Here is a 17,896-nt window from a genome sequence, read left to right on the forward strand (position 1 = left end):
CCTGCCTGCTAGTTCCTACCCGGTTATTTTTTTAGCGTTTCTACAAATATGCCCTTTCTTGTCATTTCTCCCCATTCATGCTTTTTGCCCCGAACCGCTTTAAATAAACCCTCCAGCCTCCAAAGCGTTTGAACCGGCCGGTACCAGAACGATTCCGATAGCGCCCAGACGAAAAGCTTGGTGACGTCTGAAATACGCTTATATTTGTTTAACGTCCAATCCTCCAGCAGCACGCTACCCATAGAAAGGAAAGATCCGTACAAAAGCATCGAAAGCATCAGCAGAAAGCTAAAAAGAATATCCATTTGTCCCGATATCAACCCTGCGGCCAAAATCATATAACCCAGTGCCTCCACTACCGGACCCAGCAGTTCTACAAAAAGAAAATAAGGCATGGCCACGAGCCCCACTCTGCCGAAGCGAGGGTTCAAAATCATTTTGCGATGATTCCACAAGCTCTCGAACAGCCCCCGCTGCCAGCGGACACGCTGGCGCTTTAAAATGCTCAAGGTTTCCGGCGCTTCCGTCCAGCAAACAGGGTCAGGAATATAAGCAATTTTTGCCTTGCTTTTTTTCTCGCGAATCAATCGGTGCAGTCGGACAATCAGCTCCATATCTTCCCCGATCGTCCCGACTTCATAGCCTCCGGCCTCAAGAACCCAATCTTTACGAAAAACCCCAAAAGCGCCGGAAACGATGAGCAGCATATTATATTGGCTTAATCCGATACGTCCCATAAGGAACGCGCGCAAATACTCGATCACCTGCATAATCACGATAGGCTTAGAAGATAACCGGACGTCTTCGATGCCCAGATGTCCCTGGTCGATGAGACTTCCGTTTGCGATGCCGACGCTGCCGCCGCTGCCAATAATTTCTTCCCCAGGCCTTGCTTCGACGATCGGCTTCATAATTTTGAGAAAAGCGTCCGTATCCAGTACCGTATCCCCGTCCAGCGAGACAAAATAAGGATAATGCGAAAAATTAATGCCTGCATTCAAGGCGTCCGCTTTCCCTCCATTTTCCTTGTCAAGAAAAAAGAGACTTGGATGTTTACGGGAACGGTATACGCCGAGGATCGGCTTGGTGTCCTTTTTTAGACCCGACCAAAGCACCTGATGCCGAATCGCATACATATCAAACTCGGCCAATATCTTCTCCTTTGTACGATCCTTTGAGCCATCATTAATGACAATGATTTCATAACCGGAATAATTTATTCCAAGAAGGGAACGTACGCTTTCTACGATATTGAGTTCTTCGTTATATGCAGGGACAAGGATAGATAACGGCGGACTAAACGAAGATTGAAGCAGTTCATCGTAATGGACCTTATGGATATTGGTTTCGCTGCGAAGCTTGCGAGCCGCAATGGCAAAGAGGAACAAATAAAAGCCCATGACCATAAAAACATAGACTACAATGATTAACGGACCGAACTCAAATAACCCATACGTCCAATTATCCGACATGACGCTCCCCCTCCAGCATCTCCTCTGCTGCATCCCGGGCGTAACGATCCGGATGAAACGCTGCGATCTGCCGGAGTCTGGCGGCACTGTTAGGGTATTTTAATATGGAAAGTCCCGCCTCGATCCGAACCAAATAAGCAGGATCCCCTATCATTTGTTCCAACACCGCTAAAAATTCCGGATTGCGAATTTCCCCCATCAGCCTTGCCGTCATAAGCCGAGCCGGCCAGGAGTAGCTTCTCCATTCCTTACTGGATTCCAGAAAAACCGACTCCGCCTCCTCCGTCATATAACCGAAATTGGCCAAGCCTTTCATGGCCCGAATCCGGAACTCCTCCGACTCATCATGCAGAAGCCCTTCAAACCATGCCAAAACCCGCTCCGACCTGATATTGCGGATGCGAAGCACATCAACCAATTGCAGCCGCAGCGGGTACGGAGCTTCCGGGTTTCTCTCGATCAGTCTTTCAAGCATAGGTTCCGGCATCGCCATCAATACACTCCGATACATGTGGTCCGAAATCGGCTTCAACGTACTTGTGGCACTTTGAACCAAAAGTAAATCGACGATCCCCAGATATTGAAGCTGGACCAGAACACGAATCGCGGTCCATCTCTCATTGTCCGTGGTTCCGTGATGGTCAACGAAACGAAGGACCTCTTGTTCAAACCCCTTTAACTGAAAAAGACCGATAAAAACAAGCGTATCCAAACGGACATTCATTCTTCGGCTGTGAAGCGATCGACGGTATCGATCCGAATAAATCTCAGAAGCTATACGGGATATACGCGAAATCTCGGATGGCGAGCGGCTGACATTGATCCGGTGATATAAATAATATTCCAAGGCTTTAAGCTGCCATGGATGCCGTGGTACGATAAGACGGGATAGCGTACCGTCCTTTAAAAAATGCTCGATCGGGGAATCAATAACCTGCATGCGATTCGTCCAGCGGCCCATTTTTCCCCTTATGCGGTTTAAGTACCACTTACGGTACACTAGATAAATATACAGAACCAGTAGTAAGCCGGCCATAACCGCACAAAACCAGCTGACAACAGTTAAGGTGTAAACGATATTCATACTCTCTTCCCCTGAAGAATCCGCAGTAGTCGCGCCTCAAGCTCCTGCAGCCGGAACGGCTTGACCACGTAGTCGTCGATTCCTAACCGCATTGCTTTGGCGATTTCCTCTTCTTCTCCTACTCCGGTCAGCATGATGATCCGGTAACGGTCTGCCGGATAACCTGCCCGTAAACGTGCAAGCACCTCTAATCCGTTAATCTTGGGCATCATTCGATCCAGAATGACTAAATATTGGGCTGTCTGTCGGTGCCACTCGTCCTCAAAAAAAACAGATCCGTCACCGAAAGTACGGATATCGAGCGCCTTGCCGTCCAGCTCCAGATCCCTTAATCTCCGGTGCAGCATATTGCGAATGATGGGATCGTCATCCAGAATGGCGATGCGCCATACCTCCGGTCCTTTTTCCAGCTCTGCGTCGGCCTCAAGCACGGTCCCCGGCCCCCGCAGCTTGGCTTGCTTCATCGCGTCGGACCAATGAGCCTCATGAAGCTCCAGCCCCTGCTGTACCGTGATTTGTTCATAAATCAAACAGAAGCTCTTGCTAACTGATAATCCTTCCGCTTCAAACGTATGTTCAGCGAAGCGTTGAATCAAATCATTCCATCGTTGCTTTGCTTGATCCGGCCTCAAGCCTTTGGATAACAGCAAAAACCGATCCTTCTCCCACCGGATGAGAAGCTCGTCAGGGAGCAGCCGGTCTTTAAGGAATGCGGCGGTTTGAGCTAAAAAAGCATCTCCTTCAGCATGCCCGAACCGTTGATTGATGTCTCTGAAATGATCGATATCCAGCATGGCTGCATAAAGCGGAGTGCCGTTCTGCAAACTTTCATGGCTGTAACGCTCCCATTCCTTTCGGAGGTAGGGGGCATTATACAAGCCGGTTAATTCATCCAACAGCATATATTTGCCGATGGCTTGCTTGCGGCGGATTTTATTCATCACACGGACGGTGAATTCATCCGGATCAATGGGTTTGGCCAGAAAATCATCCGCTCCGAGAGCATAGGCCATGATGCGGTCACTCTTATCGTGCTGTGCACTCATTAAGATGACAGGCACGATCATTTCTCCGGATCTGTCCTGCAGCAAGTTTAATAATTGATAGCCGCTTTGTCCCAATAGCAGGACTCCCATTACGATACAATCCGGCTTAAAGTCATAAAACCACTGAACAGCTTTGTCGGGAAAGAGGGTAGCCAGAACCATGCAGTCTTCCATTTCCAAATGTTCTTTATAAAGCTGCAAAAGCGCCAGATCGTCATCGACAAGCAGAACTAAAGGTTTGGATGGCAAGGGAATGGACGCGGACACGGAATCCATAACAGCTTCTTCAGTCTCCGCTGCTGTGGTCTTTGGCGGCTGTAGATCCACCGACTTTGCCGCGGCTTGAGCCCTTAGATGAAGCAGAGGGACAAGGATCTGGGTGATCTCCGGAAGGGACAAGACTTTGCCGCCTTCCTCATCAATCTGCTGGAGCAGTATGATGGCTTTATCGGTCCATTCCGGTAAACCTATGATAGCCGCACTGCCTTTGATGGTATGCAGCAGCCGATACACCTCGGATTCATGGACTGCGGATCCTTCCGACTGCCATTTGCCAATGGTTCGGTCGAACTGCTGAAAAAAGACTTCCTGGTATTTGTGCATAAACACGGACCTGCCTAAGTTATGAGGATGGAAATAATAACATATACAATTTTACCTGAAAACAGAACCCCTGAATACAAGAATATCTAACTTTCTCCTCATGATTGCAGCGTGCCAATAACGCCATGGCCGCTTGCCATCACGTCCGCACTCAGGGGATAGGCGCTCATTCCCCAATTAAAGCACTCAACACTTTGGAGATGCTGCACAACGCTGAACCTGACTGTCTGACTCGAGTACGTATTGTAAAGGATAAAAAGCTCTGCATTCCATGCAGTGATTTCTCTGCACGGAACCATGAAGTTCAAGTACATTTCGGCTGCCGGCGCGCTGATGTAATCCATCGATGTTTTGCGTGATGATCGTTTTAAGCCGGCCTATCTTCTCCAGCTTTGCTAATGCATCATGGGCCGGATTGGGCAGCGCATTCGGATAAATCTTACTATCCATGTTTTTTCCCGGTTTGTCTATCTCGATTCTTAGACGGGAGGAGTATCCCTCAGCCCAAAAAAACCTAACCGTTTCGCTCCTGAATTGCAGGAATGAAACCGTTAGGTAATGAATTGATGTTATGGCCATGTGCTCATAGTCTGCTGTGTTTGTTCAGCGGGGGCGGATTAAGTGAACTCTCCCAGCTTGAAGGTATCCTTAAGCCAAACCGCGACCTCTTCAGACAAAGCATCCAAGATGACTTTGCCTGCAGCGGAGCTTGCGCCGGCCGGCGTCCCGAAGACGCCGCTGGCGCTAATGGCTTGCACCCCCTTGGCCTGCATGGTTTCCAACCATCCAGCTTCTCCCGCCGTATAGCCCGTGACGGCTTCAAACGCGCGAACATGGTGCTCTCCCATGACGTGAAGCGCCAGACTCGTCTCAATCGCGCCGGCATGACTGTCCGTAGATGCAAGCTGGAGCCCAGCCGACACCCCGGCTTGAAACATAACATTCAGGAAGCGCCCGAAATCGGCATAAGCTGCCACCTGTATTCCGGGCCATTTACTGCTACATCCGTCCACGTATTCGCTGAGGAAACGGAAATTCCCGCCATGGAAACTGAGCAGACAAATGCGGTTCAGCCCCATACGCCCCAATGCCGTGATGTAAGCCTGAATCTCGGCCCCGAGTGTTTCGGGATCAAGGGTCACTGTGCCGGGAAAATCCACGTGGTGCTCCGATAGGCTTGCCATGATCGTAGGCGTTACAAGGATGGGCTCGCTGCACCTTGCCGCGACATCGGCAGCCAACACTTCAGCCAATGCAGAATCGGTCGCCAGAGGTAAATGAGGCCCATGCTGTTCGAACGCACCGATGGGGATCAGACCGACCGCGCCGCGGTCCTGCGTGACCGCCCTGGCTTCGGACGACGTCAAATATTTCAGTTCGACAAAGCTCATAACAGCTGATCTTCACCTGAGGGTACCTGCGCCGCACTGCCTGCCGGGGGAAGAAACACATCATTGAAGGTGATTTTGCCAGCTTCGCGTTTCTCTTCAGCATATTGACCGCGGTTGATCAGCTTCATCGGAGCTCTCTCCCGACGAATTTGCCGCCTTTTCTGTTGAGTGGCTTCCTTGTCAATCACATAGTCAACCGTAAGCCCCTGTATGCGCTTTTGAACTACCACGCCATAGTCACGCTCGGCGCTATCGATTGAAACCAGCTGCCTTAGCACATCCATGCGTACAGCCTCCACATCCCTCTCCAGCGCATCACCCCAGCCTCCTCCGCCGGGGGTTGTCACCCGGATAATATCGCCCGCTTTCACCGGAATCCCCTCCTGGCAGAATTGAATCAGCCGTTCGTTGGGAGTACCGGGATTAATCCACGTCCCGCCTGGCTTGCCTGGACCGCCTCCGTTGACACCGTAACAACCGAATGCCGTCCGGTCGACATAGGTGACATAATATCCATCGGCCAGCATACGGATGTCCTTTACGTAGCCCATTCCTCCGCGATATTTGCCGCAGCCGCCTGAATCGGGATTGAGCGCAACCCGCTCGACAATAACAGGATATCGCTGTTCAATAAATTCCGCCGGAAGATTCTTCGCATCGTTGACCATGTCCACTGCGTCAGTTCCGTCCGCATAAGTACGCGCACCGGAACCGCCGCCAAAAACCTCACGGTAGAGCCAAGGCTTTCCTTCCTCGTCGTATCCGTAAACGCCGTATACCTGCACGCAGTGCATATCCGCCGACACGTTTCCGCCAAATGCCTGTGCAAGAGCGGCTCCATAAACGCCGAAACCCCGGAACCAACATTGCATACGGTTGATTACAGGCGCCGGATACTCCGACGTGAGCACAGTGCCAGGAGGCAGCTCGCAGCGGAAAACCCGGGTAACCCCCTCGTTGATCACCGTACCCGGAGCAAACCCGGCCAGGAACGAACCCACCCACTTGGACAAAAAGCGGCCGTCGTTAGGCGAGTTCAGGGGCCCCTCCGTTTGCGGATTCGTACCGGTCCAGTCCAGAATGATTTTCTCGGGATCCTTACGCAGAGTAACCATCAGCTTAACCGGATCTTCCAGGTTAATTCCATCGTTATCGAGGAAATCCTCACCAATGAACTCCCCATTAGGAAACATAGGCAGGATCACGTCGCGTACCGCTTCGGCGCAGCGATCCATCAATTTGTACATGGCCGCCTCGACAACATCAGCGCCGAGACGGTCGCAAAGCTGCTTCACTTGACGCTCAATAAGACGGCAGGCGCCGATAAAAGCATCCAAATCTCCGCGCATCGTATCCGGGAAGCGGGTATTGCGAAGAACAATCTTATAAATGTCATCCTGTAACTTGCCTTGGTTGTACAATTTGACCGGCGGGACCTGAATCCCCTCTTCAAAAATACTGGTGGAAGTGGTTGGCCAACTGCCTACCGACCGACCGCCAACGTCCTCGGTATGACCAAAGATCAAGGCGAAAGCCATGAGACGACCGCTGTGAAATATGGGAACGCACACACAATAGTCGGGCAGATGCGTGATGGTACCATGGGAGTCGTAAGGGTCATTATAGAGAAAAACGTCCCCCTCATGGATCTCATCCAGAGGAAAATGAGCGCGTATAGGATCCGCACTGGCGCCCCAGGAAACGGACGTTACGTTGTTGCAATCAACGGTACATATAGAAGCCCGGTAATCGTGCTGCTCACGAATGATGGTCGAGCGCCCTGCAAGCTCTACAGCTGCTTCACCCTCGTCTACCGCTGCCTCTAAACCTCCCTCTACGACATCCAAAGTAATAGGATCTACCTGCGCCTTGAAGCGTTCAATGCGCGCCCATTCTTCCTCTGAACGGGGCCACTCCTGCTGCCGGAACGGCTTATACAAAGGCGACTGGTAAATGGACTCATCGAAAATCAATGGTTTGGCGTTTGCCATATTAAGAACCTCCTTTAGCGTTTCGGGTGAGGAGCAAGTGCCCAAACTCATTCACAGTAACTACCCATCCGGGTTCCACAACCGTTGTGGTATCGTACTGTTCAATCACCGCAGGCCCGGCCAGCGAATCCGAGATCGGTTCCTTGGGACGTTCATACACAGGACAATCCACGAACCCCGAGGCATCATTCAGATACATTGGCAGCGTGGACTTCAGCAGGTCACTCCAACGGAGATTCGAGCTTCCCTTCGAGTTCTGACGAGGCGGTGCCAACAGCCCAAACCCGGTCACTCCAATGTTTACAATCTCAACCAGCGTCTTGTTTTCGTAGGAATACCCATACTGATCCTCATGAACGGCGTGGAAATCCTTAATCGTACTGGCAAGCGATCCGGCTATGGAGCCATCCGGGATAGGCAGGGAAACACGAATTTCAAACGCCTGACCGACATATCGCATGTCCAGGAATGCCTGCAGGCGGATGCCTTTACGATCAAATCCCTGACGGCCGAGATCCTGTATAACCCGATCACGCAGCTGCAGGAACTCGTCGTTCAGCCGTTCCACATCAAGTGCGTCTTCGAGCTGCACATCGGTTATCACGTGGTCCACACGTACGTCCGAATAGAGCAGACCCGCTGCAGCAGTAGCCCCAGGCGCCGTTGGGATCAGGATTCTGCTCATGTCCAGCGCATTGGCAACAGGGGAAGCCATGAGACCGCCTGCGCCGCCAAAGGCAAACAACGCGTAATTGCGAGGATCCCGGCCGCGGCGTACAGAGACGACGCGTATCCCGGCAGCAATATTCTGCGTAGCGATTTCCAATATGCCTGCGGCCGCTTTCTCAACCGAAAGGCCCAGAGGCTCAGCAATTTTAGTCTTTATTGCTTCATAGGCCGCCTGCCGATCTAGTGGAATCGACCCGCCAAGCAGGTAAGGCGGAATCCGCCCAAGCACCAGGTTCGCATCGGTAATCGTAGGCTCTTGACCGCCCCTTCCATAGCACACAGGTCCAGGAAAAGCCCCCGCACTCTGCGGCCCTACCCGCAGGGCCTTGCTGCCGCTAAGCCAGGCGATGGAACCGCCGCCCGCTCCCACTGTAGTCATGTCGATCATAGGAGCCTTAATATCGTAAATATCGATCTTACCTTCAGTTAACAGTCGTGGGATTCCGCCTTCAATGAGTGCCATATCCGTACTGGTCCCACCCATATCCAGAGTTAACACATCATGTATTCCTGCCGCGCCGGAAATGGCAGCAGCAGCAATGACGCCCGCCGCTGGCCCCGACAGGGAAGCAGCAATAGGCCGTTTAATCAACTCGTTAGCAGTAGCAACACCGCCACTGGATTTCATAACATATAACGGGGCTTCTATTCCTGCCCCTTGCGCCCGGTCGCCCAGCCGATCAAGATAGGTGGAAAGGAGAGGCATTAAGCCGGTATTCAAGCACGTGGTCAATGTCCGTTCATACTCACGGTATTCGCGTATGACATCAGCTGAAATGGAAACAAAACACTCAGGGTATTCCTCTAGAATGATATCTCGAGCCCGTTCTTCATGGACCGGATTCTGATAGGAATGGAGGAAGGACACGGCGATTGCTTTTACGCCCAAATCACGGTATTCGCGCGCAGCTAAGCGAATCTGCTGTTCATTCAGCGGACGCAGCTCCTCGCCTCGATAATTGAGACGTCCCTCAACCTCGCGAACCAGTTCCAGAGGCACGACTCGCGTAGGTTTGATCCACCAGGTGATAGCGCCGAATTCTCCGGGTACGTTCTGACGTGCCACCTCCAGCATATCGCGGTATCCATTGGTGACGATGAGCCCGAGGCGAGAGTACTTTGCCTCCAATACAGCGTTCGTAGCCACAGTGGTTCCGTGCAGCAGCATGGTAACATCGGAAGCGGATGCGCCGATTTCAGCCAGAACACCTTCGATTCCGGCAAGGAAGGCGCGGGATGGGTCATCGGGAATACTGGATGTCTTGAACACTATCTCCTCACCAGTCACATCATTGAGAGCTACCACATCTGTAAACGTGCCGCCTGTGTCGATACCAATGCGCCAACTCATTCGGTCCTCCCCTTTCTGAATCTTCCTGATAGTGCATCACGCCGAAAGCAACTACACCAGGCCTCTTCAGCGTTTGCCTGAACCTAGTATAGCAGGGGATTACCTGTCGATCTGTTCATTAGTTACATATCAAAAATTTGATGGTACAGCTCCACCGCGCCGGATACGGCTCACCCAATCTCGAAATCGGCCAGTCGCTCCAGCTCCGCCATATCCGTGATGAAAAGAACGCCCTTCCCGAGATCCACCATTCCACGAGCGCGCAATCCGTTGAGCACCCGGGTCACCATCACTCTAGAGATGCCCGCCAAAGCGGAAAGCTCCTGATGGGTCATGGACAGCGACCGCGTACCCTCGGGTTTGCGAGCAAGGATCTCAACCAAAATCCGGGCCAACAGAACCTCGGAAGGGTCGAAAGTAAGGGTCATCATTTGATTGCTCAGCATCCAAACCTTGTGCGCCATCGATTGCATCAATGTGAATACGAAATCCGGACGGATGCGAATAATCTCCTCCATGGTTTCCCTGGAAAACGCACTGACCTTAGTGGACTCCACAGCTTCTCCCGTGTACCAATGGTTAGAGTGCTGAAAGAACGGAACGTCCGCAAAAAACTGCCCGGGCTCCGCAAAGGCGAGTACTTTCTCCGTACCGTCCGGGCGCACGATGGTAGCCCTCACGTGGCCGACATGGACATAGAAAAAATGCCGTGCCGGTTCACCTTGCCGGATGATAATACTCCCCCGCGTGAAAGATCGGGGAGTTACAAGTTCACTGACTTCGGGCGGTAATGACCCGAACGCGCGGGGATGAAACGCTTCTTGAACGGCATGCAGCATTTGCATAAGCTTGCTTACTCCCTTCCTTAAGGCTTGATGAAGTTGCACGGAATGCCACAATATCTGAATAATCAAATAATTTTGAGTAAGATGATCTGAGGGATTAGCTTTGAGACCTGCGTTTCAAGCTTAGTTTGTATTTGTCAGTTCTTTATTATTGTCGGTCTTGGGTAGGAAGGTGGACTGTAACAAGCAAGGAGGAGTAAATTAAGGTGCTTTATGTGGATTGCTAAATGGTTCTATTGGAGTGTATCTGTGCGGAATCTCAACATGATATGGATATGGTAAGCTTCACGCATAATGATAAGAGTCTCTTTTGTTGTTTTGAATATAACAGGATGGATCTCTATGTATAGATAATATCCCATCAAATGAAGACTAACAAGAACAATTTAAATCTCCTTTTTTATAAACTATTAACATTTTCTCATTAATTTTGAATAATCAAAACCGGGAAGGAATGTGATATAGAATGTGTCAAACACACCTATGTGGTTTATTACAACTCCGGTGGCTACCAATGGACATAAAAAAAGATGACTCCTGATGAATACAGGAACCATCCTCTATCTGACTAAGACGTCTCTTTCTGTTTTGTCCATAAAAGGGGCCACGGTTCACAATTCGAAACATCCGACGGACTGGTTTGAATTAAAGAACTCGCTTCGCTTTTATATAGCGTTTTTGCCAGTAGTTATTAAAATCACTGTATCTTACACCACCTGCTCCGTAGGTGTGAAGAAGCTTCCCGTTCCCTGCATAAATGGCAACGTGAGTAATTCGTTTGGATGAAGTATTCGCGCTTTTAAAAAAGACCAGATCTCCTTTTTTCAGGCTGCTCTTAGAAATAGTAGTCCCCTTGAGTGCCTGATCCCTAGAAGTACGCGGAAGTGTTATACCATTTTTCGCGTAAACGGTTTTTACAAAACTGGAACAATCGAAAGTCCGGGTTTGACCATACTTTGCTGCGAATTTATACGGTGTTCCCATATATTTTTTTCCCGTAGAAATAACAGCATTAGCTTTCGAAGTTGAATAGGCCCATGCGTCATGGGATGCTGTCGAAGCAAAAAAGATCGTAAACACGATCAAAGATAAAAATATTTTCCTAAACAAGGCTCCTCTTCCTTTCGTGTTGAATGTGTTTTTGATGTTAACACACACGAAAGGAAGCCTGAAACCCGCATTTATTGGCAATTGACATTTGTCAGCAAGTCGTAAAAACGTTGAAAACACCGTAAGAACAAGGAAAACACCGATGAATCCATGTGAATTATAGCCACTATAATTACCAATATTTGCTTATGATTATCGAAAAAAAACACTTTTAGATATGGTGTTTATTTGGAATTTATTCATTATTATTCCTGCCGCACCCAACTTACAAATAGGATTTTTAGGTTGGAAGCGTAAGACACAGGATTACATAAATATATATTATAAAAAGATGGCCAAGTTATGTGTAGAAATCGTTGTTTGATCCAAATAGACCACCCGTTTTGCAATTTTCCACCCGGTGTCCACTCTCCTTAGCGTATCCTGACGCTCACCGGATAGAAGATCGTACGTGGGATCGTCAAACATGCTCCGATAGACGAGCAAATTCTCTTTCACTAAGACTTCATCATCTTTTTCTCCTTCATACAGCCGGATGTTTGAAACAAAATGCCTTGTACGCGATGCCGGAATTTCCGCCCAGGCGTAATCCGTATCTAACCGGGATAATCTTACTTCCATAGAACCCCTATCCTCGTTCATAACCCACGCATTGCTGCAGAAGTCAGAGCTTTGTTTACGATCTGCAGTAAAACGGATGGGAATCTGGTAGGACATGTCTTCGGTAAACAAATCAAACCACTCTTTGAATTTCCGATCGTCTAGCAGCTCTGATTCCTTATTTAGAAACTCCGTAATCTCTTGTAAAAGTTGACCGCCATTAGCAATTGTCATGCCGACATCCCCTCTGTTTACAAAATTTTTAACCCTATTTTTAACCCTGATGAATGAAGAGAAATAACTACTTGCTGCTCATGTAATGCAACCACTGTCTGTAAAGAGATAATGCCACACGTTCCTCATATCTGGGATAATAAACGTTCCCTGGGCCCGGCCAGTCTGTCACTTTCTTGGCTACACCCATTCCTTCCAAACCCATCTGATAATTGAGATGGACACCTGTTTGACCAAAGTTGACACTTCCGGCGGATCGAACAATTCCTTTCCAAGGAGTCGTGTCATCCTGCTCAAAAATACCTGCGGGACCAAAGGCGGTCATTCCGGCCCTATAAGAATTCTCCTTAAACTCTTGAGAAGTGTTCTTCGGGACCAAAATCCATGTCCACTCTTCTATTTTGTCTGGACCCAGCGGTCTCCAATACCAAACACGTGTGAAGGTCGCCGGCGGAATCCGTTTAGGATCAGGGGTAATCGGCACTTTAATAAAGGAGAAATTAGGGAAAATATTCCCCATGCTGTTCCGTGAGCGCATAGCAATCTCATATTGTTCCGCGCTTAGTTTTCCTTTATCAAATTTTTCGACGACCTCTTTCGGCAATCCCCAGAATTTGGGGCCCGGGTCGTCCATGTTGGGGGCAATCGAAAGGCTTAACGAGTGGCCGTTACCTGCTTGAATGTGATAACCGCTCATATTAGCTTGTGGAGGTACGGGGTAGATCCCGATATCGAAGAGAGATTTATGCGTAGTCAATGTATGATAATTATCCCCTGCGAAATTTTCGGCCCCTGTTTTCCAGTTCGCCTCTATAATCCAGCGATTCGGTGTGCCGATCACTTCCCAACCACCGTCGTGTAAACCGAAAATCATATCCATGTACCATTTCATGCCGCCTAGATATTCCTCCAGACTTGGGGCATCAGGGTCCAAGGATGCAAAGATAAATCCATGAATGGAATCCACATGAGGCGCTTCTAACAGTCCCCATTCTGCGCGGTTTAATTTTTTATATCCATCGTTGTAAGCCGGTATTCCGATCAAATCACCGGTATTCTTATAATTCCATCCATGATAAGGACACAGAAATGAAGCCGAATTTCCTTTCTCTGCGCGGCAAACGTGCGCCCCGCGATGACGGCATGCATTTAACAGGACATGTATCTTCCCATCGGCTCCGCGGGAAACAATGTAGGGGTCGTTCCCGATATAACGAAGGACATAATCCCCCGAACCCGGAATTTCCGATTCATGAGCGATAAAAATCCATGCGCTGGTAAAGACCCTTTCCAGCTCTAGTTGGTGAATTTCCGGATCATTGAAGATTCGGGAAGGAATCAATCCCGCTTCCAGCAGCTCCGTCATTTCCTCAAGTAATTTTTGTGTATTTTCGGAAGGCTTTGTTAGGTAAGGCATAGCTACGCTTCCCCCTTAATCCCAGTCACAAACTAGATTTTTTGTGCCATGTACTCCAACCAGCGTTGATGAAGCGACAACGCCACTCTCTCCTCGTACCTTGGATAATAAACCTCACCGGGCCCAGGCCAATCCGTGACTTTTTGAACATTTCCGAATCCTTCCAAACCCATCTGATAGTTCAACAAAGTGTTGGTTCTCCCGAAAAATTCGGACCCGGCTACTTCTACGATCCCTTTCCAGGGTATCGTGTCATCTTGTTCAAATATCCCTGCAGGTCCAAACGCCGCTATGCCTGCTCGATAAGACTGTTCATTGTAATCCTTTGATGCCCCCTTGGCCACCAATACCCAACTCCACTCCTCAATCGTGTCGGATGTCAGCGGACGCCACATCCATAATCGAGTAAAAGTAACAGGCGGAACCCTCTTGGGATCAGGTGTAACCGGAACGCGAATAAATGAAAAATTGGGGAAAATCGTTCCCATGGTGTTACGTGACTTCATGGCCACCTCGTAATGGGCCTTGCTGCATCGGTCAGGCTTGAGCCTGGACACGACCTCATCCGGGAAGCCCCAGAACTTCACCTTTGCTTCCTTGTCCTGCGGTGACATGGAGAGACTTAACGCATGTCCATTACCAGCAACGATGTGATACCCACTCATGTTGGCTTCGTGTCCAAAGGGCGCTACGCCAACTTCAAAAAGCGATTTATGCGCAAAGGTGGTATGATAGTTGTCTCCAGCCAGGTTCTCGGATCCCGTCTTCCAGTTGGCCTTTACGATCCATCGGTTGGGAGTCCCAACCACCTCCCAACCCTCTTCATGTAACCCAAACAACATGTCGAAGTACCACTTCATGTCTCCAAGGTAATCTTCGAGCGAAGGCGCCTCGGGATCCAATGAAGCAAAAACAAACCCATGGAGGCTAGCCACGTGCGGTGCCGGCAGCAATCCCCACTCTTTCCGATCTAATCCCTTATAGGCCAGATTATAGGCCGGCACCCCTATTAATTCTCCCGTGTTTTTGTACGTCCACCCGTGGTAAGGACAGCTGAAGGTGACCGCGTTGCCCTTTTCCATCCGGCACACCTTCGCCCCCCGATGCCGGCAGCCGTTGAATAACACCCGGATCTTTCCTGCATCATCCCTTGTGAAGATGAACGGGTCGTTCCCAATATATCTTGTGCAATAATCTCCTTTATTCGGCACCTCCGATTCATGACCGATAAACACCCAGGCCTTGGCAAATATACGCTCCAGCTCCAATTGATGAAGCTCGGGATCGTTAAATATCCTTGCGGGTACATACCCTTTTTCCAGTCCAGCGTCCATCTCTGCAAAAAAGCGCTGGAGTTGATCGGATGGTTGATTTCCAGGCAATGACCTCACTCCCTCTACGACTAAGGTTTCCGTTATTTAGCAATTTCCATAATCAAGCAAGAAAGGTCATATAGTCCAACCACCGTCGATGAAGCGACAAAGCCACCCTCTCTTCGTACCTTGGATAATAAACTTCACCCGGACCGATCCAATCGGTGACCCTTTTAACATTTCCGAAGCCTTCCAATCCCATCTGATAGTTCAGTAACGTGTTGGATCTCCCGAAAAATTCGGACCCGGCTACCTCCACCATACCTTTCCACGGTATCGTGTCATCTTGTTCAAATATCCCTGCAGGCCCGAAAGCCGTCATTCCAGCTCGGTATGATCGATCCATATACTCTTTAGAAGTCCCTTTTGCCACCAGCACCCAGCTCCATTCTTCAATGGTGTCCGATGTTAGCGGACGCCACATCCACAATCGCGTAAACGTTGTTGGAGTTATGGTTTTGGGATTAGGGGAGCTAGGCGTTCTTAAGAATGAAAAATTGGGGAAAATGGTTCCCATACTGTTGCGTGACCGCTTTGCCACCTCGTAATGCGCTTCGCTGAACCGGTCGGGGTTCAGCTTCGACACCACCTCATCCGGGAATCCCCAGAATTTAACCTTCGCCTCCTGATCCTCTGGAGACATGGATAGACTTAACGCATGCCCATTGCCGGCAACTACGTGATACCCGTTGATGTTTCCTTCTGGCAGGATAGGTGAAACCCCTAATTCTATGAGAGACTTGTGCGCAAAGGTGGTATGGTAGTTGTCCCCAGCCAGGTTCTCCGATCCCGTCTTCCAGTTCGCCTTTACGATCCAGCGGTTGGGAGTCCCTACCACCTCCCAACCCTCTTCATTTAATCCAAACAACATGTCGAAGTACCACTTCATGTCTCCAAGGTAATCTTCGAGCGAAGGCGCCGCGGGATCCAATGATGCAAAAACAAACCCGTGGAGGCTAGCCACGTGCGGTGCCGGCAGCAATCCCCACTCTTTCCGATCCAATCCCTTATAGGCCAGATTATAGGCCGGCACCCCTATTAATTCTCCCGTGTTTTTGTACGTCCACCCGTGGTAAGGACAGCTGAAGGTAACCGCGTTGCCCTTTTCCATCCTGCACACCTTCGCCCCCCGATGCCGGCAGCCGTTGAATAACACCCGGATCTTTCCTGTGTCATCCCTTGTGAAGATGAACGGGTCGTTCCCAATATATCTTGTGCAATAATCTCCTTTATTCGGCACCTCCGATTCATGGCCGATAAACACCCAGGCCTTGGAAAAAATACGCTCCAGCTCCAATTGATGGAGTTCGGGATCGTTAAATATCCTTGCGGGTACATACCCTTTTTCCAGTCCAGCGTCCATCTCTGCAAAAAAGCGCTGTACTTGATCGGATGATTGAGTTTCAGGCAATGACCTCACTCCTTCTATAAAATTTAGGATTTCTAGTACTTAAGGAATCAATTGCTTTGCAATGGTAGCTGCTTCGCGCTGGAGTTTGGCACCTTCCTCGGAATGGGAGTTAAAATACTCCACGCCCGGAATCGGCTGTAATGCCGGGTTGGCAACCGGAACATCTTTTCGCCTGCTGTTGTTCTTGAGTTTCTCCGAAATTAAAGTTTGCCCTTCTTTTGATAACACCCAGTTCAAGAAAACCTTCGTCGCATTGGGGTGAGGAGGTTCTTTGAACACCGCTGGACTTGATCCTCCCACACTGGTAAAGGAGAGATCCTTGAGTTTCTGAGTAGCTGCAATATTCGTCTTCACTCCCGCTTTCTCATATTGAACGAACGCATCATATGAAATATCGGGAATGGATATGCCTTTGCCCCCCCGGATCAATTGTTCAGCCGCTTCAACATTTCCTTTCACCAGCATGGCTTCCTGGTCAACCAAAATCTTTTTCAGACCGTCTTTGCCATATTTACTCAAGACAAAAGCCGCGTAGCTGGAACCAGAACCTCCGCCTCTAGGATCTACCCAAACAATCTTCCCTTTATATTTTGGATCATACAGATCATCAAAACTGTCAATTCCATCATCAGAGAACATGTTCCGATTCACACCGATGCTATTGGCGTGCCACCACATGGAGAAAATATACTTTTTATCCGTATCCAAAAATGCCGACTGAAGACCTCCTTCGTATACCGATCCGTCCAACACCTCTGGCAGGGTAACGTAATCGAGGAAAGGCTCGAGATTTCCTTTGTTCTTTAATTCAAATATTTCGGGACCAGGACCAAACATATATACATCCCAAAGATATTTTCCTGCCTGCTGCTCATTTACAACCCGCAATGGAAACTCAGGGAGCGTAGCAGGTGTTGCCTCTAAGGTAATACCTGGGTATGCGGCCTCAAATCCCTCCTTGAGTATTTTGGTGAAATCAGGACGGGGCGGGCAGCCGCAGTTCACCGTCCCCTCTTCTTGCGCTGCTTTTACAATCGCATTCCAATCATCTGCTTTGCTTTTATTGGGAGCTGTAACAGCTTGCTGCTGGGGTTCTCCCGGCTGGGAAGTGGAGGCGCCGCAAGCTGAAATCAAACATACTAGCACAAGCGAAAGAGTAGACATGGAAGCAACTTTGATGGCCTTTTTGTTCATACAGTACTCCCCCCAATTTAAAAAAATGAAATCGCTTTCAAATAT

13 protein-coding genes and 1 pseudogene are annotated in these 17,896 nt (G+C 49.5%); all 14 read right to left on the minus strand.

Annotated elements, in window-relative coordinates; all coding sequences use genetic code 11:
• Positions 1-23: 23 nt before the first annotated feature.
• The 14 genes and pseudogenes from JOE45_RS07690 to JOE45_RS07755 all read right to left on the minus strand — a co-directional run bounded on the left by JOE45_RS07690 (position 24) and on the right by JOE45_RS07755 (position 17,851).
• A complete protein-coding gene (locus JOE45_RS07690) occupies positions 24-1,472 on the minus strand; it encodes a glycosyltransferase family 2 protein (RefSeq protein WP_210020754.1) in 1,449 nt (482 codons plus the stop codon).
• On the minus strand, positions 1,462-2,556 hold the full coding sequence (locus JOE45_RS07695) for a HEAT repeat domain-containing protein (RefSeq protein WP_210020753.1): 1,095 nt from the start codon (positions 2,554-2,556) through the stop codon (positions 1,462-1,464). Before JOE45_RS07695 ends, JOE45_RS07690 begins: the two co-directional genes overlap by 11 nt.
• Entirely contained in the window at positions 2,553-4,205 is a 1,653-nt protein-coding gene (locus JOE45_RS07700) for a response regulator (RefSeq protein WP_210020752.1), read from the minus strand. Before JOE45_RS07700 ends, JOE45_RS07695 begins: the two co-directional genes overlap by 4 nt.
• A gap of 207 nt (positions 4,206-4,412) precedes the next feature.
• Positions 4,413-4,643 (minus strand): annotated as a pseudogene (locus tag JOE45_RS23480) (Sir2 family NAD-dependent protein deacetylase); the annotation flags it as partial.
• Between the two features lie 179 nt (positions 4,644-4,822).
• On the minus strand, positions 4,823-5,596 hold the full coding sequence (locus tag JOE45_RS07710; protein ID WP_210020750.1) for a creatininase family protein: 774 nt from the start codon (positions 5,594-5,596) through the stop codon (positions 4,823-4,825).
• Positions 5,593-7,587 (minus strand): hydantoinase B/oxoprolinase family protein, encoded by a 1,995-nt coding sequence (locus JOE45_RS07715; RefSeq protein WP_210020749.1) that lies wholly within the window; start codon positions 7,585-7,587, stop codon positions 5,593-5,595. The genes JOE45_RS07710 and JOE45_RS07715 overlap by 4 nt, the downstream gene beginning before the upstream one ends.
• Before the next feature lies 1 nt (position 7,588).
• Positions 7,589-9,667: a hydantoinase/oxoprolinase family protein gene (locus tag JOE45_RS07720; RefSeq protein WP_210020748.1), complete on the minus strand. Its 2,079-nt coding sequence runs from the start codon at positions 9,665-9,667 to the stop codon at positions 7,589-7,591.
• Between the two features lie 170 nt (positions 9,668-9,837).
• Complete coding sequence (locus tag JOE45_RS07725) at positions 9,838-10,512, minus strand: Crp/Fnr family transcriptional regulator (protein WP_210020747.1); 675 nt, start codon at positions 10,510-10,512, stop codon at positions 9,838-9,840.
• Between the two features lie 645 nt (positions 10,513-11,157).
• A complete protein-coding gene (locus tag JOE45_RS07730; RefSeq protein ID WP_245247240.1) occupies positions 11,158-11,598 on the minus strand; it encodes a C40 family peptidase in 441 nt (146 codons plus the stop codon).
• A 345-nt stretch (positions 11,599-11,943) separates the two neighbouring features.
• Positions 11,944-12,456 carry an aromatic-ring-hydroxylating dioxygenase subunit beta gene (locus JOE45_RS07735; protein ID WP_210020746.1) on the minus strand — a complete coding sequence of 171 codons (513 nt, stop codon included), beginning with the start codon at positions 12,454-12,456 and terminating at the stop codon, positions 11,944-11,946.
• A gap of 67 nt (positions 12,457-12,523) precedes the next feature.
• Positions 12,524-13,873, minus strand: a complete 1,350-nt coding sequence (locus JOE45_RS07740) for an aromatic ring-hydroxylating oxygenase subunit alpha (RefSeq protein WP_210020745.1) — start codon at positions 13,871-13,873, stop codon at positions 12,524-12,526.
• A 32-nt stretch (positions 13,874-13,905) separates the two neighbouring features.
• Positions 13,906-15,255 (minus strand): aromatic ring-hydroxylating oxygenase subunit alpha, encoded by a 1,350-nt coding sequence (locus JOE45_RS07745; protein ID WP_210020744.1) that lies wholly within the window; start codon positions 15,253-15,255, stop codon positions 13,906-13,908.
• A gap of 52 nt (positions 15,256-15,307) precedes the next feature.
• The gene (locus JOE45_RS07750; RefSeq protein ID WP_210020743.1) at positions 15,308-16,657 is read right to left on the minus strand and encodes an aromatic ring-hydroxylating oxygenase subunit alpha; all 1,350 of its coding nucleotides are present in this window, start codon (positions 16,655-16,657) and stop codon (positions 15,308-15,310) included.
• A 39-nt stretch (positions 16,658-16,696) separates the two neighbouring features.
• Positions 16,697-17,851, minus strand: coding sequence for an ABC transporter substrate-binding protein (locus tag JOE45_RS07755; protein WP_210020742.1), 1,155 nt, complete (start codon positions 17,849-17,851; stop codon positions 16,697-16,699).
• Positions 17,852-17,896 lie beyond the last annotated feature (45 nt).

Origin of the sequence: Paenibacillus sp. PvR098 (genome assembly GCF_017833255.1) — a bacterium.
GTDB lineage: Bacteria > Bacillota > Bacilli > Paenibacillales > NBRC-103111 > Paenibacillus_G.